This window comes from Campylobacter sp. RM9333, assembly GCF_020137705.1.
Taxonomy (GTDB): Bacteria; Campylobacterota; Campylobacteria; order Campylobacterales; family Campylobacteraceae; genus Campylobacter_E.
Window position 1 is genome coordinate 119,384 of the sequence record NZ_JACGAY010000002.1, and the last position, 23,472, is coordinate 142,855.

Consider the following 23,472-nt stretch of genomic DNA (forward strand, 5'->3'; position numbering starts at 1 on the left):
ACTTAAAAGGTTTATTATGCAAGATTTTATTAGTAAAAGAATAAAAAGCCTACCTCCGCTTAATGAAAGCACTTTAGAAATTCAAAGAATTTGTAATGACGAAAACTCATCTTTAAAAGATTTAGCGAAAATAGTTGAAAAAGACCCAATGCTAACTGCAAATATTTTAAAATCAGCAAATTCGCCTTTATACGGATTTTCAAGAGAAATTAGTAGTGTTGATAGGGCTGTTAATTTGTTTGGAATGACAACTATTAAAGGATTTGCTTTAAATGCAGCTGTTAAAAACTCTTTTAAAATTAATTTAAGTGCTTACAATATGAATGAAGCAATGTTTGCAAAAATCTCAACTATGCAAAATTCATTAGCAATTAATTGGCTTAATAGAAGTGCAGACAATACTAAAAAAGTCGTAATTCCAGCATCGTTTTTACTAGAAATTGGCAAGATAATTATATCTTCTGAATTAGTTGAAACAAATAAAGCAGAAGAATTTAAAAATGGATTAAGTGATTTAAGAAATATTAAAGAATTAAGTGATTATGAAAAGCAATTTTTAGGAATGAGTAGCGAAGAAGTAACTTCTATGATATTTGATAAATGGAATCTTGAAGTTGATATGATTGATGCTATTTTTTATAGTGTAAATCCAGAAAACGCAAGTAATGATATAAAAAAGAATGCAATTGCATTAAATATAGTTTCAAATCTTATTAATATTTTTGGATTTTTTAATGAAGAAATGATAGTTCAATGTGTATTAGACGCTAAAAATAATGGCTTATTAGGAGATAAATTAATAGACGCTATTAAAGTAGTAGAACAAGATGCTTGAGTTTTTAGAAAACATTAGGCAAGGTTTTAATAAGCTTAATGCTAATTCAAAACAAAAAGAAATAATTAAAGTCTTATTAATAGAAAAAATAGTAAGCGAATACAATAATAAAATCTATTTTAATAATGGATTTTATTATGGCAAAATGGATATAAATTCTAAAGGCGATGGATTTTTACAAGCGTCGTTTTTAGAGCGAGATTTACTCATAAAATCAAAAGATTTACATTCAGCAAGATACGGCGATATTGTAATTGCAAAAAAGATTAAAAAGCAAAAAGGTCGCCCAAGTGCTGCTGTAATACTTGTCTTAAAAAGAGAAGAAGAATTTTCTTTAGTTATTACTCAAATGCTAAAAAATGTAGTATTTGGAAAATGCTTTAAAACAGGACTTTTAAGACAACTTAGTGTATCTCAAAAATCATTAAAAGCCTTACCTGTTGGCACTATTTTAAAGGTTGATAATGCAAGTTCAAATGTAGTAGAAGTGCTAGGGCATATTAGTGATGAAAAAGTAGATGAAAAAATCTCTATGGCTTTATTTAATAAAACTGAAGAATTTGATAAAGCGTGTTTAGATGAAGCAAATGCTTATAGTGGCAGTGTTGATGCTAGTTTTTATCCTGATAGACTTGATTTAAGGCATTTGCCATTTTGCACGATAGACCCAATTCACGCAAAAGATTTTGATGATGCTATTTATTTTGATGAAAAAAATCAGATTTTATATGTAGCAATTGCTGATGTAAGCGAATATGTAAGGGCTTTTAGTGCTTTAGATAACGAAGCTTTAAAGCGTGGATTTAGTATATATTTTCCACATAAAAGCATTCCTATGTTGCCAAGAGTTTTAAGTGAAGGAATTTGTTCTTTAAACCCAAATGAAGACAGGCTTTGCTTTGGTTTTAAAATATATTTTGAAGGTGCAAAAGTAATAAAAGAAGAAATCTATGAAGGCATAATTAATTCAAAAAGAAGATTTAATTACGATGAAGTAGATGAGTATTTAGACAAAAAAACTGATTTAAAAGAATGCAATTATTTATATTCTTTAAATGAGCTTACAAAAAAAATAAGAAATGCTAGATTAAATAAAGGTTTTAATTTTTTAACAGAAGAGCTAAGAATGGAGATTGATAGCGACTGGCAAATTACTAAGACCTATTACGAGCAATCAACAAGGTCTCATCAATTGATTGAGGATTGTATGCTACTTGCTAATAAAGCAGCGGCTAAAATGTGCCCTGATTTAGCTATTTTTAGAAACCATCAAAGCCCAAATTACAATAAAATCGCTGCTATGTACGAAGAATTGCAATTATTAGGACTTGATTTTAGTGGTGGAGAAAACATCTATGAAAATATCAAAAATATTCAGAGCTTAGCAGATGAATTAAATATCCGTGCTGAAGTAGATAAAATCATCATTCGTTCATTTAAAAAAGCTGAATATGGACATGAAAATAAAGGGCATTTTGCATTAGGATTTGAAAGGTATTCGCATTTTACAAGTCCTATTAGAAGATATTCGGATTTGATTTTGCATAGATTATTAAAAGCTCTTATGAAAAATCAAGATAAACTATTTACATACCTTAGCACGAACCTTGAGAATAAATGTTTTGAAGTTAGTAATCTTGAAAGAGAAGCTGATAAGGTGGCAATGGATTTTTGTGATAGGGTTTATGCAAGATATTTTCATAAAAATATTGGTAAAAGATTTTATGTAAAAATCACTAAAAACGAAGATATTACAATAGGTGTTTTAGATGATGAGTTTAAGGGTGCAAGGATATTTATTGCAAATCCTAATGTAACTTTATTTTCTAGGGTTTTAGTTGAGATTTATGAAGTAGATTTAATAAGCGCTAAGGTTTTTGCTAGGATAGTTAAAGATGTATGAAGCAGAATTTAACAAAATAAAAAACAATCTCCCTAATGCTTTTATGCTTTATGGGGCGTGTAGATTAAGTATATTTATAAACTTAGAAATCATAAAAAGTCTGAAAAAATACGATGAAAGGCTGATTTTAAGAGATAGCGATTATAAATTAAATAAAGCTGTTGATTTTTTAAGTGAGAGTTCGTTATTTGCTAGTTCTAAGCAATTGATTTTAGAATTTGAAAAAGGAATTTCAAGTAAGGATTTAAAAGAAATTCTAAAGCATATTAATAGTGAAAATCAATTAATATTAGCTATTTATGATGGAAAAGCTTTAAAAGATTTAGAATTAAGTATTAATAATAATTTTGTTAGATTTTTTGAGAAAAAGACTAGCTTTGAGCAAATTGCTTTATTAAAAGAAATTACTAATTTTTATAAAATAAATGCTAGTGAAGAAGCCTTGCAATATCTTCAAAAAAATTATGAATTTGATATATTTAAAGCAGGTTGTGAGCTTTTAAAATATAAAAATCAAACACTAGATTTAAGCACTATTAAAGAGCATTTAGAAAGCGATAATGCTTTAGGGTTTGATGATTTTTTGAGTAATTTTTTAAAGACAAAAGAGCCAAATGAATATATTTATAAAATATTAGAAAATGAAGATGAAATCGCTTTAGTTAATAAACTTTATTCAAGTTTAATAAGACTTTTTACAATAAGTGCAAATCTAAAAACAAATGGTAGAATTGATTATAAAATAGCCTTTGGTTACACTCCACCAAGACAAGTTTGCGTAGAATTAGAAAATCAAGCGAGAAAATTATCTAATTTTTACGAAGAAATTTTCGCAATTTTATTAAACGCTGAATATGAATTAAAACTAAATAACAATAATTCTTCAAAAGAAATAGCATATTCAAATCTTTTAAAAATATATTTTTTAATAAACTCATAAAATATTAAGATTAAACTGCTAAAATCAAGCCTTGCTTTATGCAAAATTCCTTGCTTAGTAAATCTAGGCTTAATATCCAAAAGGAGAATCATGAGACATTATGAGGTTTTATTCATCGCAAAGCCAACGCTAACTGATGAAGAATTAAAAGCAAGAGTTGAGTTTGTTAAAGAAACTCTAGTAAAAAATGGTGCTGAAATTGCAAATACTATTGAAATGGGTACTAGAAAATTAGCTTACCAAATTGATAAATATGAGCGTGGCGTATATTATGTAATATATTTTAAAGCTCCAGGTTCATTAATTAAAGAACTTGAGCGTGTTTTAAAAATCACTGAAGATGTAATTAGATTTTTAATAGTTAAATACGAAAACAGACGCGAAATCGCTGCGTGGGAAATACTTTCTCAAGGCAAAAGATTAGGTAAAAAAGAAAGCAAAAAAGAAACTAAGGCTGAAACTCCAGCAGAATAAAGGATAAGATATGAATAAAGTTATTCTAATAGGTCGTTTGGTAAGAGATGTAGAAATAAAAACTATTAGTACAACAGGTAGTGCGGTAGTAAATAATGCAATGGCTGTTAGTAGATATAGAAGCTCAAACACAGGCGAAAGAATAGAAGAAACTTTATTTATAGATGTAGTGTTTTATGCTAGATTAGCAGAAATTGTAGGGCAATATTTAAGAAAAGGTTCAAAACTAATGGTTGAAGGCTATTTACAACAACAAACTTGGGTAGATACAGCAACCAATCAAAATCGTTCAAAAATTCAACTTGTAGTTGAAAATATGGAAATGTTAGACAACAAACCTGATGAAATGCAAAATAATAATGCTCCTAGAAACAATTATCAAGCAAATAATAACTACAATAGACCTACTCAAAATAATTATCAACAAAATAATTATGCAAGAGAAGAGCAGAATTATCAAAGACAAAATAATTTTGCTGAAGAAAGAAATAATTATAATTATAACTCGGCAGATGATGCAGAGATACCATTTTAAAGGATAAATTATGGCAGAAAAAAGAAAGTATTCAAGAAAATATTGCAAATTTACAGAAGCAAAAGTTGATTTTATTGATTATAAAGATACAGCATTATTAAAACACGCATTATCAGAACGTTTTAAAATAATGCCAAGAAGATTAACAGGAACAAGCAAAAAACACCAAGAAATGGTTGAACTAGCTATTAAAAGAGCAAGAGCAGTTGCTTTAATTCCTTATGTATGCGACCGCAAAAACGTAGTTACAAATCCGTTTGAAGGTCTATAATTCTTAGGCTAGATTTTCTAGCCTAATTCTTTTATCATATGCAAAAATCAAAATAAATATAGCCAAAGTAATAAACAACTCACTTAAAGCATTTATCACACCTTTACTGCTTGCAAAATAACTATGTGCAAATTCTATAAAATAATGAAGTATCAAAGGCATTGATAATAAAAATAAATAAATACTTCTAAGCCTTATATAAATTGAAATTATAAGTAAAATCAAAAAAGAAACTAAAATATAAAAAATATCTATGAGCTCATAAAGAAGTAACGAGCAAGTAAGATATAAAATAATGCTAAAAAAATAATATAAATTATCTTTAGCAATTATAAATAATAATATAGATATAAATACAAATGCCATTAAACAAATAAAGAAAAGTTCATTAGATTGACTAATAAAACTTAAGGCACAAAATATGCAAAATACAAATATAAACGCATAAAACAAAGCCTTGAAAAAATCTTCTAATTCACAAGCAAGATTGATTTTATTTTTATCAATTAATAAGCTAAATAAAACCACTATAAAAGATGGGATAAATATCACAAAAGAAATAATCTGAAGTCCTGCAAAAGGAATTAATAAAAATATATCATCATATACTGCTTTTTCATCTATAAATATACGAAATATTTTAGTGATATTATCAGGTTTTATAAGCAAGTATAAAGCAAAAAATAAATAATAATAAATATTTAATTTTTTAGTAGAAAAAGAAAAAGCTATGAAAGATTTTTCATTTGATTTAATCTCACTTATTAGCCAGCTTAAAAATATTTTCATATTTTATTCTTTAATTCCTATTAAAATATCACTTGCTTTTATTAAAACATTTACATTATCACTTATATTTAAATCCATCTTATTTGCACTATCATTGGTTATGCTAGCTGTAATTAAAATTCCATTACAATTAATTTCTATTATGCTATATACCGAACCATTTTTTATACTTACGATTTTGCCATTTAGTTCATTTGCACTACTTAAACGAGTAGCACATTCGTTTTTGCTAACAATTACAGAATTTGCTTTAAATACTGCTATAGCATTATCATTTATTTTTAGATTTAAATCATCTACACTTTCTGTAGTTATTAAAGATTTGATTGTTTTATTGTTTTCTAATTTTGCAGTAACTAATGAAATAATAGGCGAACTCTCAACTTTAGTTATTTGTATTTTTAATATATTTCTTGCACTTAACATAATCTTCCTTTAAATTCATAAATTTCATCTAATAATAAAATAAAACCTATATTAAAAATTAAATGTATAATAGTTAAAAATCATAAAAAGGATATGAATGGGACTAAAAAGTGATGCTTGGATAAAAGAAATGGCATTAAAACACGAAATGATAACTCCATTTTGTGAAGAGAATGTAGGTAAAAATGTGGTTAGCTATGGACTTTCTAGTTATGGGTATGATATTCGTGTTGGGCGTGAGTTTAAAATATTTACAAATGTAAATAGTACTATGATTGACCCTAAGGATTTTAATGATAAAAATGTAGTTGATTTTGTAGGTGATGAGTGTATTGTTCCTGCGAATTCATTTGCACTTGCAAGAACGGTTGAATATTTTAAAATGCCAAGAGATGTATTAGCAATTTGTCTTGGTAAAAGCACTTATGCAAGATGTGGAATTATTGTAAATGTTACACCTTTTGAGCCTGGATTTTGCGGTCATATTACAATAGAAATTAGCAACACCACTCCACTACCTGCAAAAATATATGCAAATGAAGGTATAGCTCAAGTGTTATTTTTACAAGGTGATGAGCCTTGCATTACTTCTTATGCTGATAAAAAAGGTAAATATCAAAATCAAACAGGCATAACTCTTCCAAAAGTTTTAAAGTAATTTATCTTCAAGAATTTGAAAGTGATTTTTCAAATTCTTAAGTTTTATTATTATTCCAAATAATATTTGCATTCTAAAATTATTCTTAGCAAGCACCTTAATCTAAGGCAAATTAAATATTCAATAAAATATTTTATAAATAAAAACTATTAACTAATTAGTGTAATAATTTTATAATTTTTAACAAGTTTTAAAAATTAATTTTTATTTAAGGAGATTTATGAAAAAGTTTTTGTTAAGCTGTGCTTTATGTGCTTCAATGTTTGCAGCAGAGCAATTTAGCGGTAAAATTATTAATCTTTACACTTCAGTAGATGCGAAAAAAGCAGAAGGTAAGCTACTACCAACTAATGCTTTTGAGATAGTAAAAGACGGCGATTTAGCTGAACTTAAAATTAAAGGATATTACAATCCTAATCAAGGTAATATTTTATATTTTAATGATAAAAATAGGATTTTAGTAGCAGCATTTGGTAAAAAATCTAAATTAGATTTTAAAATTGAGAAAGATTTAAAAAATGGTTTTAAAATTGCTAGTATTAAAGTATTTGCTAAAAAAGATGAGCTAGTGGATTTAGAAAAATCAGCAAAGCCTCTTTTTGAAAAAGGTAAAGCTATGTTTGAAGAAAATTGTGGCATTTGTCATCCACTTCATCCTGTTAGCGAATTTAATGCAAACCAATGGCCAGCTACATTTAAGGCAATGGAAACAAGAACAGGAATTGATAAAGCTGATAGACAATTAGTAGTGCAATACTTACAAAAACACGCAAAAGATATGAAATAAAGGAGACATTATGCTAAATAGAAGAAGTTTTTTAAAAGGTTCAGCTGCAGTTGGTGCTATGAGTTTTGCACCAATAAATGTATTAGGAGCTGAAAGCAAAGCAGTTGCTAGTGGTTTAGTAAAAAATGGCGAAGTTGTAACAGGTGCACATTGGGGTATTTTAAAACTTACTATAAAAGATGGTAAAGTAGTAAAAAGTGAGCCATTTGCTGCAAATCAAACTAAGAATTTAAAAAATGATTTACAACACTACACATCTGATTTAGTATATGCTAATCGTGTTAAATATCCTTATGTTAGAAAAAGTTTCTTAGAAAATCCACTAGATAATAAACCTGAACTTCGTGGTAAAGATGAGTGGGTTAGGGTAAGCTGGGATAAGGCTTTAAAATTAGTTGCAGAAAGCTTAAAAAGAACCAGAGATGAAAAAGGGGCTAATGGGATTTTTGCAGGTAGCTATGGTTGGAAATCAAGCGGAAATGTGCATAATTCAAGAATATTGCTTCATAGATTTATGAACTTAACGGGTGGATTTGTAGGCTCACTTGGTGATTATTCTACTGGTGCATCACAAGTTATTATGCCTCATGTTGTTGGCTCTATTGAAGTTTATGAACAACAAACTAACTTGGATTTAGTATTAGAAAATACAAAAGTTATAGTTATTTGGGGTGCAAATCCTATTGATACTTTAAAAATTGCTTGGACTGTTAGTGATGGCGAAGGTCGTGCTTATATGGAAAAAATTAAAGAAAGCAAAATAAAAGTAATTTGCATAGATCCATACGCATCTAGCACTGTAAAATTCTTTAAAGGTAAAGGCGAGTGGTTAGCTCCACGCCCAAATACTGATGTAGCAATGATGATGGGTATGGCTACATATTTAATTGATAATAAGCTTTATGATGCTGAGTTTATGGATGATTACACAGTAGGATTTGATAAGTTTAAAGACTATTTAATGGGTAAAACTGATGGTGTTAAAAAAGATAGCAAATGGGCTGAAAATATTTGTGGAATTAAAGCAAGTGTAATTGAGAATTTAGCTAAAGAATTAAGAGAAAATCTAAGCTTAGTAATGAGTGGTTGGGGTATGCAAAGAGCTCATCACGGAGAGCAACCTCATTGGATGCTTGTAACTTTATGTGCAATGCTAGGTCATATTGGTAAAGATGGTGGTGGATTTGGTTTAAGCTATCATTATTCAAATGGTGGTGTTGCTACAACTAATGCTCCAATAGTAGGCGGAATTAACGCTAGTATGAATGGTCTTTGGGATAAAGGCGTGTTTAAAGGCGTTAAACAAGGAACATTTGATAAAAATGGTAAATTTATACCTGGAAATAGTGGTGCAGGTGAAAATCTACCTGAGTGGTTATCAAAGACAAGCGATAATGAAATTCCTGTAGCAAGAATTGCTGATATGTTATTAAATCCTGGTAAGACAATAGATCATAATGGTAAAAAAATCACTTATAGCGATGTAGATTTTGTATATTGGGTAGGTGGTAATCCATTCGTCCATCACCAAGATTTAAAGACTTTAAAAAAAGCTTGGCAAAAGTTAAAAACCGTTGTAGTAAATGAGATTTACTGGACTCCAACTGCTAGAATGGCTGATATATTATTACCTGCTACAAGTCAATATGAAAGAGATGATATTTCTATGAGCGGGGATTATTCTAATATGCATATTGTTCCTATGAAAGCTGCTGTTATGCCTGTTGAAGAGAGTAAAGATGATATGCAAATCTTTGTTGAACTTGCTAAAGTTTATGGAACTCTTTGTGCGATTAGCAAGGGTGCAAGTGAAAAAGATGCGGCAATGTTAGCTACAAAATTAGCAAACGCTTATACAGAAAATCAAACTCCAGAGCAAATGGTAGAAAAATACTATAACGCTGCTAAGAAAAGCTCAAGTGTAGAAATACCTGAATTTAAAGAGTTTTGGGAAAATAATAAAGCCTTACAATTTGAAGCTTCTCAAGATGCTTATGAGTTCGTTAGATTTAAAGACTTCGTAGAAGACCCTATCTTAAATCCATTGGGAACTCCAAGTGGTTTAATTGAGATTTATAGTGAAACTATTGAAAAAATGAACTATAAAGATTGTAAAGCCCATCCTATGTGGTTTGAACCAATTGAATGGCTTGGTATGAAAGAAAAAAGTGCAGAATTTCATATGATTAGTCCGCACCCAACGAGCCGCTTACACTCACAACTATGCCACACAAGTTTAAGAGAAACTTATGCTGTAAATGGACACGAGCCTATTTTAATCAATAGCGAAGATGCTAAGGCTAAAGGTATTAAAAATGGAGATTTAGTTGAGGTTTTCAATGCTCGCGGTAAAGTTATTGCAGGAGCAGTTGTAAGCAATGATGTATTAAAAGGCGTAGTAGTATTACAAGAAGGTGGCTGGTATGACCCTGATGATAATAATGATTGCAAATACGGATGTGCGAATGTGCTAACAATAGATATTCCAACAAGTGAGCTTGCAAATGGAAATATCTCTCATACAGCTTTAGTAAATATCAAAAAATTTGAAGGCGAAAAACCTGAAATCGTAGTATTCACTGAACCTGTAAAAGCATAATATTAGGGGCATTTGCCCCTAGAATTTAATTTTAATTATTCATTATTTTTTCAAAATCAAAAAACCATTCTAATTCTTCAATATCATTAAATTTATCGGATAAATTTGATAATTTAACTATTTTAAAACCACATTTATTAACATAAAAATGGATATTTCTTATTTCAAAATAAGGTGTGGTTGTAGTCCAAACTTTAGTTTTAGGAAAAGTTTTTTCCACCATTTGCCAAGTTTTAAAACCATAGCCTTTATTATGAAATTCTTCAAGTATATAAAATAAATCAAGATTATTTGTTGGGTATTTTTATCTATTAAAAGACATACTCCACCTATTTTTACACCATTGTCATATACATAAAAATTTTTAGCATTTTTATTCTCTAAAGATTTGAAAATCTCATCAATGGTGATTATATTTTCATCAGTTTTATCTCTAAGACTTATTTGAAAAGTATTTTGCATATCTTTTGCGAAATTAAAAAACTCATCACTAGAAATTTCTATTAATTTCATAATCTTCCCTTGATTTAGATTGAAATTATTTAATTAGCTTGTTGAAAAGTTTTTATAGTGATTAATCACTTGGTATGTAATTGTTATCTTGATGGTTGTATTTAATCTAACAATCAAAGAGTAAAAAATTCACTCAAGATTTGGCACTATTTTTAGTGGTGTTGCTAAGCAAGTGGGTTGATTAGTATTTTTTATAAAGAAGTCTGTGCGATAAATATGAGATAAATTTTTTATATTACTAAGTTTTAAATTCCTTAAAATTAATAATTACAAGTGAATTTATAATTTAAATTTGAATATTAAAAACTCATAGTATTTAATGAGCCTATGAAAGCATAGTTAAGGGGATTTTCCCCTTTTTAATAATTATTTAATTTAACACAACCCTCTTTTGAGCCGAACGAACACGCAAGATTATATAGTTGTTTTATTTTGTCTAAGTTTTCTTTAGAATTTGAGTTTTTAGCTAATTCATCAGCGACTTTAATGCAAGAATTTGCATCTTTATCTTTTATACATTTTGCTTGATTGCTTATTAAATCAGGGTTTGATAAAAGTTTTATAGGGTTTAAATTACTTAATTTAAAATCATTACAAGCACTAAAAACTAATGCAACTAAAATAGCAAGGGTTTTTTTCATTATATCTTCTTATTTGTAATTAGATAATAATTATACCCCCCCCCTAAGTTAATGTATGATAAATATTTTTAGAAAACTGATTTATTAAAAAATACAAATTCTATTATCGTTTTTCTTTACAACTCTAGCAAAGGCGTAGGCGTTTATGTTTGCATTTTGTAAAATATCTAAAGCTTTTTGAGTATCTTTTTCGTTAATGCTAATGATTAATCCACCACTTGTTTCTGGAGAATACAAAAGTAAATCATCTTCAATAAATGATTTTACAAGTCCTTTTAAACTATTTTTGTTTGTATAACTAGCTGCTCCAAAAAGCCCTAAATTAGCGTAATTTAAAGTGTTTTTATAATACTTTATCGCATCAGAATTGATTTCAATTGATATTTTATCATTTAGCATTTCGCTCAAATGCCCAATAAGTCCAAAGCCTGTAATATCAGTACAAGCATTGATTTTTATGCCATTTAAAAGTTCTAAAGCTTTATTGTTTAGACTTTTCATACCATTTATACATTCGCTAAAATCATCGTCCAAATTAGCCTTAATAGCCATAGCATTAAGACTTGTTCCTAGTGGTTTTGTAGCTATTAAAACATCATTTTCTAATGACTTGTTATTGCTTAAAAAACTATCTTTTTTAACATAACCAGTAACGCTAAGCCCTAAAAATACTTCACTAGAATTTAAAGTATGCCCGCCAGCACAAAACCCACCCGCTAAATTAATAGTATCATTAAGCCCTGCTATCATTTGTTTTAAAATATCTTGAGATAAGCATTCGCTAAATGCAACTATATTCATAGCACTCATAACTTTTGCACCCATTGCAAAAATATCGCTTAATGAATTTGCTGCAGCAATTACAGCGTAATCATAAGCATCATTTACGATTGGGGTAATAAAATCAAGTGTTTGAACTAAGGCAAAATCTTCTAAATTAGTAGAAATTACCCTAGGATAATCAATAACACAAGCATCTTCATTACTAGTAGTTGAGCTTAATACAAATTCACTAGGTTTAATATTAGCTAATGCGTTGTGTAAGTCAGCCTGACTTAGCTTAGCTCCTCAACCTGCGTGCTTGCTAAATTGAGTAAGTTTCATAGATTTACCATTTTTGTTTCAAATAAAGTATCTATTATCTCAACTGCGTTTGAACTTCTACCAATTTTTGGACTAACTTGAAAATAATTTAAGCAATTCGCACAACATAAAATATCAACTCCATCATCACTTAAAGCTTTTAAAGCATTAAATGCTGGATGAGTATCATCACAAGCTATAAAAACTGCTTCGTTTATTAATACAACTTTTTGAATTTTTCTTTCTTTTACGGCAGTTAAAAATCCAATTAAAAGCATTGCTCCTAATTCGCCTTCGCCAACTTTTAAAGATTTTAAAAATATTCCTTCTTGTTGTTTTGCTTCATCTTTTGAGCTTTTTATTTCGCTTTTTCTTAATTTAAAGCAAAATCCATTAAGTTCAAATTCTTGATTTAAATTCTTAAGCAATCTTTGGATATTTTCTTTTGCTGCTTCGTTATCAACTATGATTTCTAATTCATCATTAATTGCTAAATTAATTAATGTTTTTTTTGTTTCAATTACAGGTATCGGACAAGCCTTGCCGCTAAAATCTAGTTTCATTATTCTTCCTTTTTAAATAGTTCGTTAAATCTTTTTTCTAAAAATTCTTCTAATTCTTTTTCTAATAATTCATAATTTTTCATAAATTCTAAAGCCTTAGGGCTAAGAATAGTTCCGCTATCTTTACTAGCTCCTTTTTTGCTAATAAATATATCTCCGCCTAAAAATTTTTCTGTGCTAGTTTTCTTAGTCCAAGCCTTTTTATAACTCATACGAAGTTGTTTTGAGCTCTCATTAATTGAGCCAAATTTTTCTATGGCTTTTAATATCTCATAATTACCTTTTCCAAAAATTTCGCCGTCTTCTTCTAACCAGAATTTGATTTTAGGTGTTTTATTTTTCATAGCTATAACTCGGTGTTATTTTTCCATTTTTTGTAAGTTCTTTATACCAATAAGAATGCAAAATATATACTTCTTCTTCTTCTTTATATCCTGTTATCATTGCGTGAATTGAGCCTTTGATAGCAAATACAGCCATATATAAATGCACGAAAAACATAGCAGCACAAACAATGCCTAAGATATTATGAACTATTGCACTAAGTCTTAAAATATTAATATGGCTAATTCCTAACATATTTTGTAAAAATTCGCTTTGAAAATCTAAAAAGAACATAAACGCACCAGTAATTATCATAATAGCTCCACCAAAAACGGCTATGTAATACCACATTTTTTGACCGAAATTATATTTTCCCGCTGGAACAGGTCTTTTAACCTTGCTTAAATATCCACCTACTATCATAAGCCATTTTATGTCATAACTAGCAGGTAACATTCTTTTAATCCAACAAAAAAACATAGGAATAATTGAGATAAAAAATAAAATAGTAGCAACTCCGTGAAGATTTTTGCAAAGTCTAACAAATACTCCACCACCAAAATAATGACCATTCATAATAATTAAGCCTGTTGGAATTAATATAATCCAAGCAAGTGCAGCAATGAAATGAAAACCACGCTCAAATAATGAAAAGGCATATATTTTTTTGCCTTCGTGACTAAATGTTTTAGGTCCTATTACCATATAATGTAATGAAAACGCACAAAGCACTGCAATTAAGACAATTAAAGCAAGTGAAGCAATGTAACTTGATGCTAATATTGTCCAAATTTCTCCTAATTCATAGCTAGTAATATTAGTAACTCTTCCTGTAGTTGTTAAATCACTAGCATTTAAACAGGTAAATAAAAATGCTAATACAAAAAACTTTTTCATAATATCTTCCTAAAATGATTTTATTCTTTAATTTATATCAAAATATTTTTAATTTCTCCTTGAATAGTCATTAAAATTAAATTCTTTTTGACTTTTAATGCTACCATCTTCACCAACATAAATTAAACTTGGTAATTTTACTCCGTTAAAAGTTGTATTTTTTACTATTGTGTAATGAATTTGGTCGCAAAATATTATCTTATCTCCTATATTTAGTTCTTGATTAAACTCATATTCTCCCATAATATCTCCTGCAAGGCAAGAATTACCTGTTAAAAGATAGCTATTTTTAGTGCTTTGTGTTTTTGCTAATTCATCACGACTTGCTAGGATTTTTGCATTTTTTACTTCGCTAGTGTAAGGCATAATGATAGTATCAGGCATATGAGCTTCAGCACAAATATCTAAAATTGCTATTTTTTTCTCATTTTCAACAATATCTAAAACACTAGCTATTAAATCCCCCGTTTGCCAACCAATAGCTTCTCCTGGTTCAAGGTATATTTCAAGATTATATTTTGATTTAATAGCTTTTAAGAATTGAATTAATTCTTCTACTTTATAGCCTTTTTTTGTGATATGATGACCGCCACCAAAATTAATCCATTTTAATGGGTGTTTTGCTAGATATGGTTTTAAGAAATTATCTTCAAATACTTTAAAGACTTTTTCTAAACTCTCAAAACTCTCTTCGCATAAAGCGTGAAAATGTAGCCCATCAACTATTATTTCGCTATCCAATAAATCCTTTGCTTTAATGCCAAGCCTTGAGAATTTGCCGCAAGGATTATAAATTTCTTTTGGAGCTACTGAAAACTCTAAATTACAGCGAATTCCTAAAGATTGATTTTTATAATTTTTATGATTTACAACTTTTTTATATTCATTCAATGAATTAATCACTATATGATGACTAAGATTTAATATTTCTTCTAAATCATCATTGCTAAATGCTGGTGCGTAAGTGTGGATTTCTTTATCTACAAATTCTTTAGCAAATTTTGCTTCCCATAACCCACTGCAAGTGCAGCCTTTTAAGTAATTTTTAATTAAAGGCATAGCAGCACTAAATGCAAATCCTTTTAAAGCTAATAAGACTTTAACTCCACTTTCTTCTTGAATTTTTTTAAAGATTTCAAGGTTATTTTTTAGTTTGCTTTCGTAGCAAATGTAAGCTGGTGTTTTAATATTATTTTCAATATATTTCATTACAATTTCCTTTCGGTATTAATAATTTTGCTATAATATCATATTAAATTTATCATATATTAGGTATTTTATGAAAGAAAGAAAGTCAATTTTAGAAGAATCAATAAAGAGCTTAACTCTTTATTCTATAATATTTTTCGCATTAATTTTTAGTGTTGGAATATTTGTTATTAAATCAAGTTATACGGAAGAAGTAAAAAATTTAGAACAAGAATATAACGAACAAATCAATTTATCATCAAATAAATATATCAAAGAAGAACTTAAAAATATTAAAAAATATTTAGATGCAGAATTTTCATATTTAGACGATAGTGCCAAAGAATTTGTAGATAGTGCTTACAATTTCGCATTAAATTATTTAAACACTCACGAAGATAAACAAAAAGCTTTAGAATTTTTAAAAGCAAACATGGGTTATCCTATTGATATTGACGTTTTTGATGGAATTGACCCGACTTATTATTACTACGCTAGGTATGTTGAATTAGATAATAAAAAAATATTAAGAGTTACTTTAAATCCTAAAAAATATGAAGAAACTCAAAGGGTAGTAGCATTAAATAATATTAAAAATCTTCACAATGCTCAACTTTCTTATTTTAATGCAAAAAGATTAGATGATAATTTTAATTTTTTAGGTAATGAAAGATGGTATTGTGTATATGAAAATGAAGCTTACACTTGCTATGATAAAAATTGGTGGTTGGCTTTAGAATTTACCGTTAAAAGCGATGTATTAAAAGAAGCTTTAGAAGAAGTAAAAAGTAAAAGATTTGAATCGGCATTAATACAAGGTGCGTTTTTAGGTTGCTCTATATTAATTGGATTTTTAGGCATTTTGGTATATATAATAAGAAAGAAGAAAGAAGTAAGAGCGCAAATAGAATTAGCTACTAAGCATTTTGATGTAGCATTAAATAAACATATATCTAATTTTAATAAGAATAAACAATTAAATAGTGATTTTGCATTTAAGGAATTTAGAACTTTAAGTTATGCTTTACTTAGATTTATAAGACAAATTCAAGCCAAAGACGGGAATATCAAAAAACAAGCGTATATTGATAATATTACCGGTCTTATGAATATGATAAGTGTTACTGAAAGCCTTGATAATTATGTAAAAAAAGATAATAAGGTATTATTATTTTTATTTTTTAACATAGATAATTTCAGAATTTATAACTCAATGTATGGAAGAAGTTTTGGTGATGAAGTTTTAAAAATCGTAGCTTATAGACTTTATACAACCTTAAAAGGTATGGCAACAGGTGATAATGAACATTTTGAGAGCTTAGACTTTATAAAATATGATAAATATAAATTTATACAAAATAAAACTACTTTTGAATGCCTTGCTAGGGTTAGTGCTGATGAGTTTTTATTAGTAATTGAAGTAGATAAAAATGAAGATTATTTTACATTAGCTAAAAAATATCATCAAAAACTAACCGCAAGAAGCATTAAAATTAATTCAAATGATGATTTAATAGAATATGAGCCATTTAAAATTAATGCTAGAGTTGGATTTAGTATATATCCAAAAGATAGCAAGAATTTACACGAATGTATAGGAAATGCTGATTTAGCAATAGAAAATGATAAAGCTAGTGGAGATAATTGGATATTTGGTTATACGGCAGAAATTGGCAAACAAAATGAAGCTAATTTAAAGCTACAACAAGATATAAGAAATGGTATTGTAAATAAAGAATTCTTATTATATTATCAGCCAAAAGTAGATGTAAAATCTGGCAAAATTATAGGAGCAGAAGCTCTTGTTAGATGGCAAAAAGGAGATAAATTAATATTTCCAGACCAATTTATAGGAATTTGCGAAAGAAGTAATTTAATTATTACTTTAGGTAATGAAATTATTAAAATGGCTTGTGAAGCTCAAAGAAGATGGTTAGAAAAAGGTCTTGAATTAAAACTTAGTATAAATCTAAGCACCAAGCAGCTTTTAAGCGAAGGAATAGTTCATACAATAGAAAAAAACATTCAAGGCATACCGCCAAGATTAATTGAATTTGAAATCACAGAAAGCTTTTCAATAGAAAATGCAACAAGTAAGGCTATTATTGATAAAATCAAAAAACTTAATGTAGGTTTATCAATGGACGATTTTGGTAAAGGATATAGTTCTTTATCTTATTTAAATGACCAAGATTTAGATTTTGATGTTGTTAAGATTGATAAGTGCTTTATACAAAATATAGATACTAATGAAAAAAATAGAAGATTGGTTGAGTTTATTGTAAATGTTATTAAATCTTTAAATAAACGCTCTGTAGCTGAAGGTGTAGAAAATATTGAGATTTTAAATTTCTTAAAACACTTAGGTTGCGATGAGTATCAAGGGTATTATTTTAGCAGACCTGTTCCTGAAAATATTTTATTAGAAAAGGTATATGAAAATGGTAAAGATTAATTTTTTAGGACCTATTAATAAAAATTCTATTGAATTAAATGTAAAAAATGTTCGTGAATTAAAAAATGAGTTATTGAAAATTGAAGATTTAAAAGAATGGTTAGAGATTAGTGCTATTGCTATAAATGATAATTTCATAGATAGTTTAGATATTGCATTAAAAGATAACGATGTAGTAAGCATACTACCTCCTGTTTGTGGTGGTTGAGCGTGAAAGAATTTCAAATATTTAATAATGCTCTTGATGAAAAAGCTTTATATAATGAGTTTTGTGGAATTTGCAAAGAGTTAAATTATGGAGCATTTTTAAGTTTTAGCGGGATAATTAGAGCAGAAGGCAATATTAGCGGTCTTAGTTTTGATATATATGAGCCAATTTTAAAAAAATGGTTTGATGATTGGTGTGAGAAAACTAGGAATTTAAATATTAGATTATTTTTTGCACATGCAAAAGGAGATGTATTAGTAGGTGAATGCTCTTATTTTGCAGGGATTGCAAGCTCACATAGAAAAAACGGCTTAGATATATTTGCTAAGTTTATTGAAGATTTTAAACAAAATGCACCTATTTGGAAATACGATTTAATTAATAATCAAAGAATTTATGCAAAGGATAGAAGCTTTAAGTTGCCTAACGCAGGTCTTTTAAGCAGCAAGGAAGATTAAGTAATGAATAAAAAAGCATTAGTAATAGAAATTATTATTGTATGTATTGTGGTACTTGCGTTACTTATTTTACTAGGTCTTAAGGTATATAATTCAAAAAATGAAGCAGAAATGTCAAAATCAATCAGAAACTTAGCTACATTGATTAATGATGTAGATACATATTATTCTAATAATGAAAATTTTATAGATATTCCATTGATGACTAAAGTAGGGCTTGATAAGGATATGTGGTTTTTTGTTAAATCTGAAAAATGCTTACACTTTAGCACTTTTAGAGATTTTTTGATAGTTAAAAAAATTGAAAAACCAGGGGAATTATGTTCTACATTATTAAGTTATGATTCTGTTAAATCGCTATTAATAGGCAAAGACACTCCAGGCGATGAAGCTGTAAGCGTTAATATAAGCAATTCTAATACTATATTTATTAGAATGGGTATTAAATACGATAATTCTATATTATAAAACTATTTTATAACCTGTTGAAGTAATATTTTTTATAATATTTACACCCAATTTATCTCTAAAACGCTTTATAAATGTTCTTACAGAACCATCTTTTACATCGCTTTTGCCCCAGCAAATCTCTTTTATTTCATCAAGACTTACAACTTTTCCTATAGGCTCACTAAGGGCTTTTAATAAAGTTAATTCTTTTTTTGTAAGTTCAACTTCAAATTCTAATGTTTTAAAAGTTGATTTCATATAATCAATCGTATAATCACCTATTTTAGTAACTTTACTCATATTAGAAACCAGGCTTTTTACACTTGCGATTAATTCTTCTGGAATTACAGGTTTGATTAAATACTTATTCACATTAACATCAATAGCTTTTAGTAATTTTTCTTTATCACTATGAGCTGAAATTACTATAATAGGCGTATTTGGGCTTAGGTCTTTAATGCTTTTTGCAAGGCTTAAACCATCTTTTAGTGGCATTAATACATCACAAATTACTATATCAGGACGAAGTTTTTTAAATTTATTTAATCCACTTAAGCCATCTTGAGCGTAATGCACTTCATAAAACAAAGGTGCTAAAATATCTCCCATTAGATGAGCTATATTTTTCTCATCTTCAACAATTAATAAACTTAACATTCTTCTCCTTTAAAAATAAGTTCAAAATATGCACAATTGCCCTTGTTAAAACATCTTATATCTGCATTTATTTTATTTAAAATTTGCTTACAAATGTAAAGCCCAAGTCCTACGCCTTGTTTTTTGTGTTTAGTTGTAAAATATGGGTCAAATATATGCTCTATTATATTAGAAGGAATTGCCCCTGCATTATCGCTAATTTGCAAAATCAAATTCTTTTTTTCTTTAAATACTTTAAAATGTAGTATTTTATCATCTAGTTCTTGTTCTAAAAAAGCATCTTTAGCATTATTTATAATATTTACAAGAACTTGCACTAATTCATTAAAATTACAAAATAAGCAGCATTTTTTAGTATCAATATCAAATGTAGTTTTTATATTATTTTTTTTCAATGCTTGGTATGTTATATATAAACTATGCTTAATTATTTTTATTAAATTATGCTTTTCTAAAGGCGTATTAGGATTAATAAAGTCCCTAAAATCATTAATAGTTTGGCTCATATTTTGGATTAATTTTTGACATAATTTATAATGTTTATCTTTTTTTTCGTTATGTAATAAATAAATAGCTAAAGATAATTCATTTAAAGGTTGTCTCCATTGATGAGCTATATTTTCTAGCATTTGTCCTAATATAACTTGGCGATTTTGCTGAAATATTATTTTTTGTTGAGCGTTATTGATTGCTATTGCGTCTTCTATTTTCTTTTCTAAATTCTCATTGAGTATTTTTAAAGAATTTGTCTTTTGAGCTACGACTTGTTCTAAATTCTCATTTAATTGCATTAGCTTTTGTTTAGTTGCAACAAGCTCTTCATTTAAGGTAAAAAGTTTAGTAACATCGTGTCTAATAGCTATAAATTCAAATATTGTTCCATCTTCATCAAAAATTGGAATTATTGTTGTTTGTGCGTAGAAAAAATCCCCATTTTTCTTTTTATTTTTAACCACTCCTTTATGAACACGCCCAGCTAAAATAGTATCCCATAATTTTTTAAAAGCACTCTTAGGCGTATCAGGGTGGCGGATAATATTGTGATTTTGTCCTAGTAGTTCATCTTCACTAAAACCACAAAGATTGCAAAATTCTTCATTTACAAAGGTAATAATCCCATTTATATCTGTTTTTGAAACTATATTTGTGTTTTCAATTGCATTTTTATATTCATTTAATCTATACATTTTTACCTACTTAATTTAAGTGCTAAAAAGCACAAATAAAATCCATAAACAATAATTAAAGCAAAAAATAAATATTGAATATTTTTAATTTTTCTAATTTTATTTATAAATATAGAGCCTAAAAGCATAGCAGGAAGAGTGCTAAGCCCAAAAATTAACATATTAAGCCAAGCTTCATTAACGCTTTTTGCAATCATTGATTTTGCTACGAAAAAATATACTAAACCGCAAGGAAAAAATCCATTTAAAAAGCCAAATATAAAGCCTTTATATTTTGAAGTTTTTTTATTGTTTAAAAATACCATTATTTTTTTATATATGAATTGATTTTCTATAAAAGCTAGTAGTTGTCCCTTAACAATTAAAGCAAATCCTAAAATAACGCAAAAAGCACCTAAGATAAAATATAAAAATACTTGTAAGTTTAAAGAATTTAAAAAATAACCTAAAAAATAAGCTATAAGACCTATTAAAATATAAGCACAAATTCTACTAAAATGATATATAAAAATATCAAAAAAATTACTCTTTTTGTGGTTGAATAAAAGAATTATCCCACCACACATAAAAAAACAATGAGTAAGACTAAGACCTAGTCCTAGCACAAAAGTGCTAAGAAGATTGTTTATAACATCTTCCTTTTTTTAAGCTCTTCTTCATAAAGCTTTTCGTAAATTAAATCGTATTCTTCGCTACCAGGAACGATTTTTCTTTTGTAATTATTAATTTTATCAAATACTAGGTCTTCAATATCTTCGTAAGTTTTTAAGTATTCAATCATACTTGAATAAATCACATTTTTTACTCTATTTTCTGATACATTAAAATTGATTAAATCTTCATCAACCAAAGCGTCCAAAATAGCGTGAGATAAGGCATTATATCTATCTTCATAATTCATTTGGATTTTATATTCATCTGCTAGTTTTTTCTTAAGTAACCAAAACATATTTTTTCTATCAACTTGCATTAAATCCATTTGGCTTTCTTGCTCTGCTAAAATCTCATTTACCTTTTCATCAAGTGATTTTTCTTTTAATACTAAGGCTGTAATAATTTTTGAAACTACTTCTTTAACTGGCTCTAAACCATTTACTAATTTTACAAATTTTGAGTTTAATAAATCTATTGAAATTTTATTTGAAACATAAGGAATATGTGGTTGTCTAATACGCATTTTTAATCCTTTTTTATTTTTCTTCATTATAAAATATATTAGTAAAAATGAATATAACAATAATAATTAATTTTTAACTTTTGATAATTTTTAAAATGCCTTAATATTAAGCTTTTTAAGAGTTTTGAAGCATTGATTTGAATTCGGAATTTCCGAATTCAAATTCTTTTAATCGCCTATATAAATTTGTCTTGGGCGAACTATTTTTAATGGGCTTTCTTTTTGTTCAATTAGTTGTGAAATCCAGCCAGGAATTCTACCTACTACGAATAATACCGCAAACATTTCATTTGGAATTCCTAGAGCTTTTAAGATTAAGCCGCTATGAAAATCAACATTCGGATATAATCCACGGCTTACAAAATACTCATCATTTAATGCGATTTCTTCAATTCTAGTTGCAACTTTTACAAAGTTTGCATCAATTCCAATTTCGCTAATTAATTGGTCTCTTAGTTTTTTAAGAACTTTTGCTCTAGGGTCAAAGTTTTTATAAACTCTATGCCCAAAGCCCATTAGTCTAAATGGATCATTCTTATCTTTTGCTCTTTTAATAAACTCATCAACTCTATCAGGTGTGCCAATTGTCTCAAGCATTCTAATCACACCTTCATTAGCACCCCCGTGTGCGTGTCCCCACAATGCACCAATTGCTGAACTAATACAGCTATATGGGTGAGCGTGAGTGCTACCGACTGAACGCACTACACTTGTGCTTGCATTTTGTTCGTGATCAGCATGAAGCATTAAAACCGTATCTAGTGCTTTTACCTCAATAGGTCTTAGATTTACATGCTCGTATGGATAGGTTCTTAGCATATATAAAAAGTTTTCGGTAAATCCACGATCAAGATTAGGATATGCCATAGGAAAGCCATTTTTATAGCGATACGCACTAGCGGCTATTGTTGGTATTTTTGCTACGATTCTGGCTGCCATTTCCATATAATCTTCGTGCTTATCCATATTTAAATGGTCAGGATAAAATGTTGAAAGTGCTGCAACTGCTGCTTGCATAACTGCCATAGGATGAGCATTGTCAGGGAAAGCGTCAAACAATTTATGCATACCTTCGTGAATAAAGCTTCTTTTTTTAAGCTCATATCTAAACGCTTCTAATCTTTCAGGACTTGGTAATTCTTTATGTAATAATAAATGCACTACATCTAAAAAAGTTTTATTTTCTGCTAGCCATTCAATAGAATAACCACGATGCCTTAATTCTCCTGCTTCTCCATCAATATAAGTAATACTTGATTTACAAGTTGCAGTGCTAGTTAATCCTTCATCATAAGAAAATGCACCTGTTTTTGAATATAAAGACGAAAAATCAATTGATTTTGCACCTCTAGTTCCACTTAATACATCAAATTCAAATTCTTTACCATCGTAAATTAATTTTGCTTTTTCCATTTTTAACTCCTTTTTTAATAGTTATGTATATTTTAAAAGGA

At 28.1% G+C, this 23,472-nt stretch carries 26 protein-coding genes and 2 pseudogenes; 13 read left to right on the top strand and 15 right to left on the bottom strand.

All coding sequences use genetic code 11. The features are described from left to right. Positions 1–16: 16 nt before the first annotated feature. From AVBRAN9333_RS01665 to rpsR, 6 genes are all read left to right on the top strand, one after another. Positions 17–835: an HDOD domain-containing protein gene (locus AVBRAN9333_RS01665; protein WP_214116357.1), complete on the top strand. Its 819-nt coding sequence runs from the start codon at positions 17–19 to the stop codon at positions 833–835. Next, positions 828–2,738 (top strand): RNB domain-containing ribonuclease, encoded by a 1,911-nt coding sequence (locus tag AVBRAN9333_RS01670; protein ID WP_214116359.1) that lies wholly within the window; start codon positions 828–830, stop codon positions 2,736–2,738. The genes AVBRAN9333_RS01665 and AVBRAN9333_RS01670 overlap by 8 nt, the downstream gene beginning before the upstream one ends. Further along, the gene (locus AVBRAN9333_RS01675) at positions 2,731–3,678 is read left to right on the top strand and encodes a hypothetical protein (RefSeq protein WP_214116361.1); all 948 of its coding nucleotides are present in this window, start codon (positions 2,731–2,733) and stop codon (positions 3,676–3,678) included. Before AVBRAN9333_RS01670 ends, AVBRAN9333_RS01675 begins: the two co-directional genes overlap by 8 nt. Positions 3,679–3,768: 90 nt before the next feature. Then, positions 3,769–4,152 (top strand): 30S ribosomal protein S6, encoded by a 384-nt coding sequence (rpsF, locus tag AVBRAN9333_RS01680; protein WP_214116362.1) that lies wholly within the window; start codon positions 3,769–3,771, stop codon positions 4,150–4,152. Positions 4,153–4,162: 10 nt separating this feature from the next. Beyond that, the gene (ssb, locus tag AVBRAN9333_RS01685) at positions 4,163–4,687 is read left to right on the top strand and encodes a single-stranded DNA-binding protein (RefSeq protein WP_214116364.1); all 525 of its coding nucleotides are present in this window, start codon (positions 4,163–4,165) and stop codon (positions 4,685–4,687) included. Between the two features lie 10 nt (positions 4,688–4,697). Further along, on the top strand, positions 4,698–4,958 hold the full coding sequence (gene rpsR / locus AVBRAN9333_RS01690; protein WP_214116366.1) for a 30S ribosomal protein S18: 261 nt from the start codon (positions 4,698–4,700) through the stop codon (positions 4,956–4,958). 3 nt (positions 4,959–4,961) lie between these two features. Here rpsR and AVBRAN9333_RS01695 read toward each other — a convergent pair whose 3' ends face one another. Both AVBRAN9333_RS01695 and AVBRAN9333_RS01700 read right to left on the bottom strand, forming a co-directional pair. Beyond that, positions 4,962–5,747: a hypothetical protein gene (locus AVBRAN9333_RS01695; RefSeq protein WP_336609324.1), complete on the bottom strand. Its 786-nt coding sequence runs from the start codon at positions 5,745–5,747 to the stop codon at positions 4,962–4,964. Positions 5,748–5,750: 3 nt separating this feature from the next. Then, on the bottom strand, positions 5,751–6,173 hold the full coding sequence (locus AVBRAN9333_RS01700) for a TOBE domain-containing protein (protein ID WP_214116375.1): 423 nt from the start codon (positions 6,171–6,173) through the stop codon (positions 5,751–5,753). Between the two features lie 97 nt (positions 6,174–6,270). On the opposite strand from AVBRAN9333_RS01700, the gene dcd reads away from it, so the two are divergent. The 3 genes from dcd (at position 6,271) to AVBRAN9333_RS01715 (ending at position 10,217) form a co-directional block, all read left to right on the top strand. Then, a complete protein-coding gene (dcd, locus tag AVBRAN9333_RS01705; RefSeq protein ID WP_214116378.1) occupies positions 6,271–6,831 on the top strand; it encodes a dCTP deaminase in 561 nt (186 codons plus the stop codon). Between the two features lie 220 nt (positions 6,832–7,051). Further along, positions 7,052–7,618, top strand: coding sequence for a cytochrome C (locus AVBRAN9333_RS01710; protein WP_336609325.1), 567 nt, complete (start codon positions 7,052–7,054; stop codon positions 7,616–7,618). 10 nt (positions 7,619–7,628) lie between these two features. Beyond that, positions 7,629–10,217: a molybdopterin-dependent oxidoreductase gene (locus AVBRAN9333_RS01715; RefSeq protein ID WP_336609326.1), complete on the top strand. Its 2,589-nt coding sequence runs from the start codon at positions 7,629–7,631 to the stop codon at positions 10,215–10,217. Between the two features lie 31 nt (positions 10,218–10,248). Here AVBRAN9333_RS01715 and AVBRAN9333_RS09530 read toward each other — a convergent pair whose 3' ends face one another. From AVBRAN9333_RS09530 to nspC, 8 genes and pseudogenes are all read right to left on the bottom strand, one after another. After that, a complete protein-coding gene (locus tag AVBRAN9333_RS09530) occupies positions 10,249–10,488 on the bottom strand; it encodes a hypothetical protein (RefSeq protein WP_350028214.1) in 240 nt (79 codons plus the stop codon). Then, positions 10,377–10,730: a hypothetical protein gene (locus AVBRAN9333_RS01720; protein ID WP_267525479.1), complete on the bottom strand. Its 354-nt coding sequence runs from the start codon at positions 10,728–10,730 to the stop codon at positions 10,377–10,379. Before AVBRAN9333_RS01720 ends, AVBRAN9333_RS09530 begins: the two co-directional genes overlap by 112 nt. Before the next feature lie 359 nt (positions 10,731–11,089). After that, positions 11,090–11,371, bottom strand: coding sequence for a hypothetical protein (locus AVBRAN9333_RS01725; protein ID WP_336609327.1), 282 nt, complete (start codon positions 11,369–11,371; stop codon positions 11,090–11,092). Between the two features lie 84 nt (positions 11,372–11,455). Then, positions 11,456–12,427, bottom strand: a pseudogene (gene selD / locus AVBRAN9333_RS01730) (selenide, water dikinase SelD); the annotation flags it as partial. Between the two features lie 44 nt (positions 12,428–12,471). Next, complete coding sequence (yedF, locus tag AVBRAN9333_RS01735) at positions 12,472–13,017, bottom strand: sulfurtransferase-like selenium metabolism protein YedF (RefSeq protein ID WP_214149899.1); 546 nt, start codon at positions 13,015–13,017, stop codon at positions 12,472–12,474. Beyond that, a complete protein-coding gene (locus AVBRAN9333_RS01740; protein WP_336609328.1) occupies positions 13,017–13,361 on the bottom strand; it encodes a winged helix-turn-helix domain-containing protein in 345 nt (114 codons plus the stop codon). The genes yedF and AVBRAN9333_RS01740 overlap by 1 nt, the downstream gene beginning before the upstream one ends. After that, positions 13,351–14,169: pseudogene (locus AVBRAN9333_RS01745) on the bottom strand (formate dehydrogenase subunit gamma); the annotation flags it as partial. The gene AVBRAN9333_RS01740 and the pseudogene AVBRAN9333_RS01745, both read right to left, overlap by 11 nt. Before the next feature lie 117 nt (positions 14,170–14,286). Next, positions 14,287–15,447, bottom strand: a complete 1,161-nt coding sequence (gene nspC / locus AVBRAN9333_RS01750) for a carboxynorspermidine decarboxylase (RefSeq protein ID WP_336609329.1) — start codon at positions 15,445–15,447, stop codon at positions 14,287–14,289. A gap of 70 nt (positions 15,448–15,517) precedes the next feature. On the opposite strand from nspC, the gene AVBRAN9333_RS01755 reads away from it, so the two are divergent. Genes AVBRAN9333_RS01755 through AVBRAN9333_RS01770 form a run of 4 tightly spaced genes read left to right on the top strand, consistent with a single transcriptional unit; the run spans position 15,518 to position 19,015 of the window. Further along, positions 15,518–17,881: a putative bifunctional diguanylate cyclase/phosphodiesterase gene (locus AVBRAN9333_RS01755; protein ID WP_336609330.1), complete on the top strand. Its 2,364-nt coding sequence runs from the start codon at positions 15,518–15,520 to the stop codon at positions 17,879–17,881. Further along, on the top strand, positions 17,868–18,089 hold the full coding sequence (locus AVBRAN9333_RS01760; protein WP_214116399.1) for a MoaD/ThiS family protein: 222 nt from the start codon (positions 17,868–17,870) through the stop codon (positions 18,087–18,089). Before AVBRAN9333_RS01755 ends, AVBRAN9333_RS01760 begins: the two co-directional genes overlap by 14 nt. Before the next feature lie 2 nt (positions 18,090–18,091). Next, complete coding sequence (locus AVBRAN9333_RS01765; protein ID WP_336609331.1) at positions 18,092–18,547, top strand: molybdopterin synthase catalytic subunit; 456 nt, start codon at positions 18,092–18,094, stop codon at positions 18,545–18,547. 3 nt (positions 18,548–18,550) lie between these two features. Further along, the gene (locus AVBRAN9333_RS01770; RefSeq protein WP_214116403.1) at positions 18,551–19,015 is read left to right on the top strand and encodes a hypothetical protein; all 465 of its coding nucleotides are present in this window, start codon (positions 18,551–18,553) and stop codon (positions 19,013–19,015) included. Here the strand turns inward: AVBRAN9333_RS01770 and AVBRAN9333_RS01775 are convergent. From AVBRAN9333_RS01775 to AVBRAN9333_RS01795, 5 genes are all read right to left on the bottom strand, one after another. Continuing rightward, positions 19,010–19,654 (bottom strand): response regulator transcription factor, encoded by a 645-nt coding sequence (locus tag AVBRAN9333_RS01775; RefSeq protein WP_214116405.1) that lies wholly within the window; start codon positions 19,652–19,654, stop codon positions 19,010–19,012. The two genes, AVBRAN9333_RS01770 and AVBRAN9333_RS01775, sit on opposite strands and share 6 nt — an antisense overlap. After that, positions 19,648–20,841: a PAS domain-containing sensor histidine kinase gene (locus AVBRAN9333_RS01780; RefSeq protein ID WP_336609332.1), complete on the bottom strand. Its 1,194-nt coding sequence runs from the start codon at positions 20,839–20,841 to the stop codon at positions 19,648–19,650. Before AVBRAN9333_RS01780 ends, AVBRAN9333_RS01775 begins: the two co-directional genes overlap by 7 nt. 2 nt (positions 20,842–20,843) lie before the next feature. After that, on the bottom strand, positions 20,844–21,446 hold the full coding sequence (locus AVBRAN9333_RS01785) for a sulfite exporter TauE/SafE family protein (protein WP_336609333.1): 603 nt from the start codon (positions 21,444–21,446) through the stop codon (positions 20,844–20,846). A 20-nt stretch (positions 21,447–21,466) separates the two neighbouring features. Beyond that, positions 21,467–22,018, bottom strand: a complete 552-nt coding sequence (locus tag AVBRAN9333_RS01790; RefSeq protein WP_214116410.1) for a DUF507 family protein — start codon at positions 22,016–22,018, stop codon at positions 21,467–21,469. A gap of 168 nt (positions 22,019–22,186) precedes the next feature. Beyond that, complete coding sequence (locus tag AVBRAN9333_RS01795) at positions 22,187–23,431, bottom strand: citrate synthase (RefSeq protein WP_214116418.1); 1,245 nt, start codon at positions 23,429–23,431, stop codon at positions 22,187–22,189. Positions 23,432–23,472 lie beyond the last annotated feature (41 nt).

Coding starts and splice junctions, on each gene's coding strand:
- AVBRAN9333_RS01780 (WP_336609332.1), bottom strand. CDS start 20,841: ATGTATAGATTAAATGAATATAAAAATGCAATTGAAAACACAAATATA.
- AVBRAN9333_RS01760 (WP_214116399.1), top strand. CDS start 17,868: ATGGTAAAGATTAATTTTTTAGGACCTATTAATAAAAATTCTATTGAA.
- yedF (WP_214149899.1), bottom strand. CDS start 13,017: ATGAAACTAGATTTTAGCGGCAAGGCTTGTCCGATACCTGTAATTGAA.
- rpsF (WP_214116362.1), top strand. CDS start 3,769: ATGAGACATTATGAGGTTTTATTCATCGCAAAGCCAACGCTAACTGAT.
- AVBRAN9333_RS01670 (WP_214116359.1), top strand. CDS start 828: ATGCTTGAGTTTTTAGAAAACATTAGGCAAGGTTTTAATAAGCTTAAT.
- AVBRAN9333_RS01740 (WP_336609328.1), bottom strand. CDS start 13,361: ATGAAAAATAAAACACCTAAAATCAAATTCTGGTTAGAAGAAGACGGC.
- AVBRAN9333_RS01665 (WP_214116357.1), top strand. CDS start 17: ATGCAAGATTTTATTAGTAAAAGAATAAAAAGCCTACCTCCGCTTAAT.
- AVBRAN9333_RS01695 (WP_336609324.1), bottom strand. CDS start 5,747: ATGAAAATATTTTTAAGCTGGCTAATAAGTGAGATTAAATCAAATGAA.
- ssb (WP_214116364.1), top strand. CDS start 4,163: ATGAATAAAGTTATTCTAATAGGTCGTTTGGTAAGAGATGTAGAAATA.
- rpsR (WP_214116366.1), top strand. CDS start 4,698: ATGGCAGAAAAAAGAAAGTATTCAAGAAAATATTGCAAATTTACAGAA.
- AVBRAN9333_RS01790 (WP_214116410.1), bottom strand. CDS start 22,018: ATGCGTATTAGACAACCACATATTCCTTATGTTTCAAATAAAATTTCA.
- nspC (WP_336609329.1), bottom strand. CDS start 15,447: ATGAAATATATTGAAAATAATATTAAAACACCAGCTTACATTTGCTAC.
- AVBRAN9333_RS01775 (WP_214116405.1), bottom strand. CDS start 19,654: ATGTTAAGTTTATTAATTGTTGAAGATGAGAAAAATATAGCTCATCTA.
- AVBRAN9333_RS01770 (WP_214116403.1), top strand. CDS start 18,551: ATGAATAAAAAAGCATTAGTAATAGAAATTATTATTGTATGTATTGTG.
- AVBRAN9333_RS01675 (WP_214116361.1), top strand. CDS start 2,731: ATGTATGAAGCAGAATTTAACAAAATAAAAAACAATCTCCCTAATGCT.
- AVBRAN9333_RS01755 (WP_336609330.1), top strand. CDS start 15,518: ATGAAAGAAAGAAAGTCAATTTTAGAAGAATCAATAAAGAGCTTAACT.
- AVBRAN9333_RS01725 (WP_336609327.1), bottom strand. CDS start 11,371: ATGAAAAAAACCCTTGCTATTTTAGTTGCATTAGTTTTTAGTGCTTGT.
- AVBRAN9333_RS01720 (WP_267525479.1), bottom strand. CDS start 10,730: ATGAAATTAATAGAAATTTCTAGTGATGAGTTTTTTAATTTCGCAAAA.
- AVBRAN9333_RS01795 (WP_214116418.1), bottom strand. CDS start 23,431: ATGGAAAAAGCAAAATTAATTTACGATGGTAAAGAATTTGAATTTGAT.
- dcd (WP_214116378.1), top strand. CDS start 6,271: ATGGGACTAAAAAGTGATGCTTGGATAAAAGAAATGGCATTAAAACAC.
- AVBRAN9333_RS01710 (WP_336609325.1), top strand. CDS start 7,052: ATGAAAAAGTTTTTGTTAAGCTGTGCTTTATGTGCTTCAATGTTTGCA.
- AVBRAN9333_RS01715 (WP_336609326.1), top strand. CDS start 7,629: ATGCTAAATAGAAGAAGTTTTTTAAAAGGTTCAGCTGCAGTTGGTGCT.
- AVBRAN9333_RS01700 (WP_214116375.1), bottom strand. CDS start 6,173: ATGTTAAGTGCAAGAAATATATTAAAAATACAAATAACTAAAGTTGAG.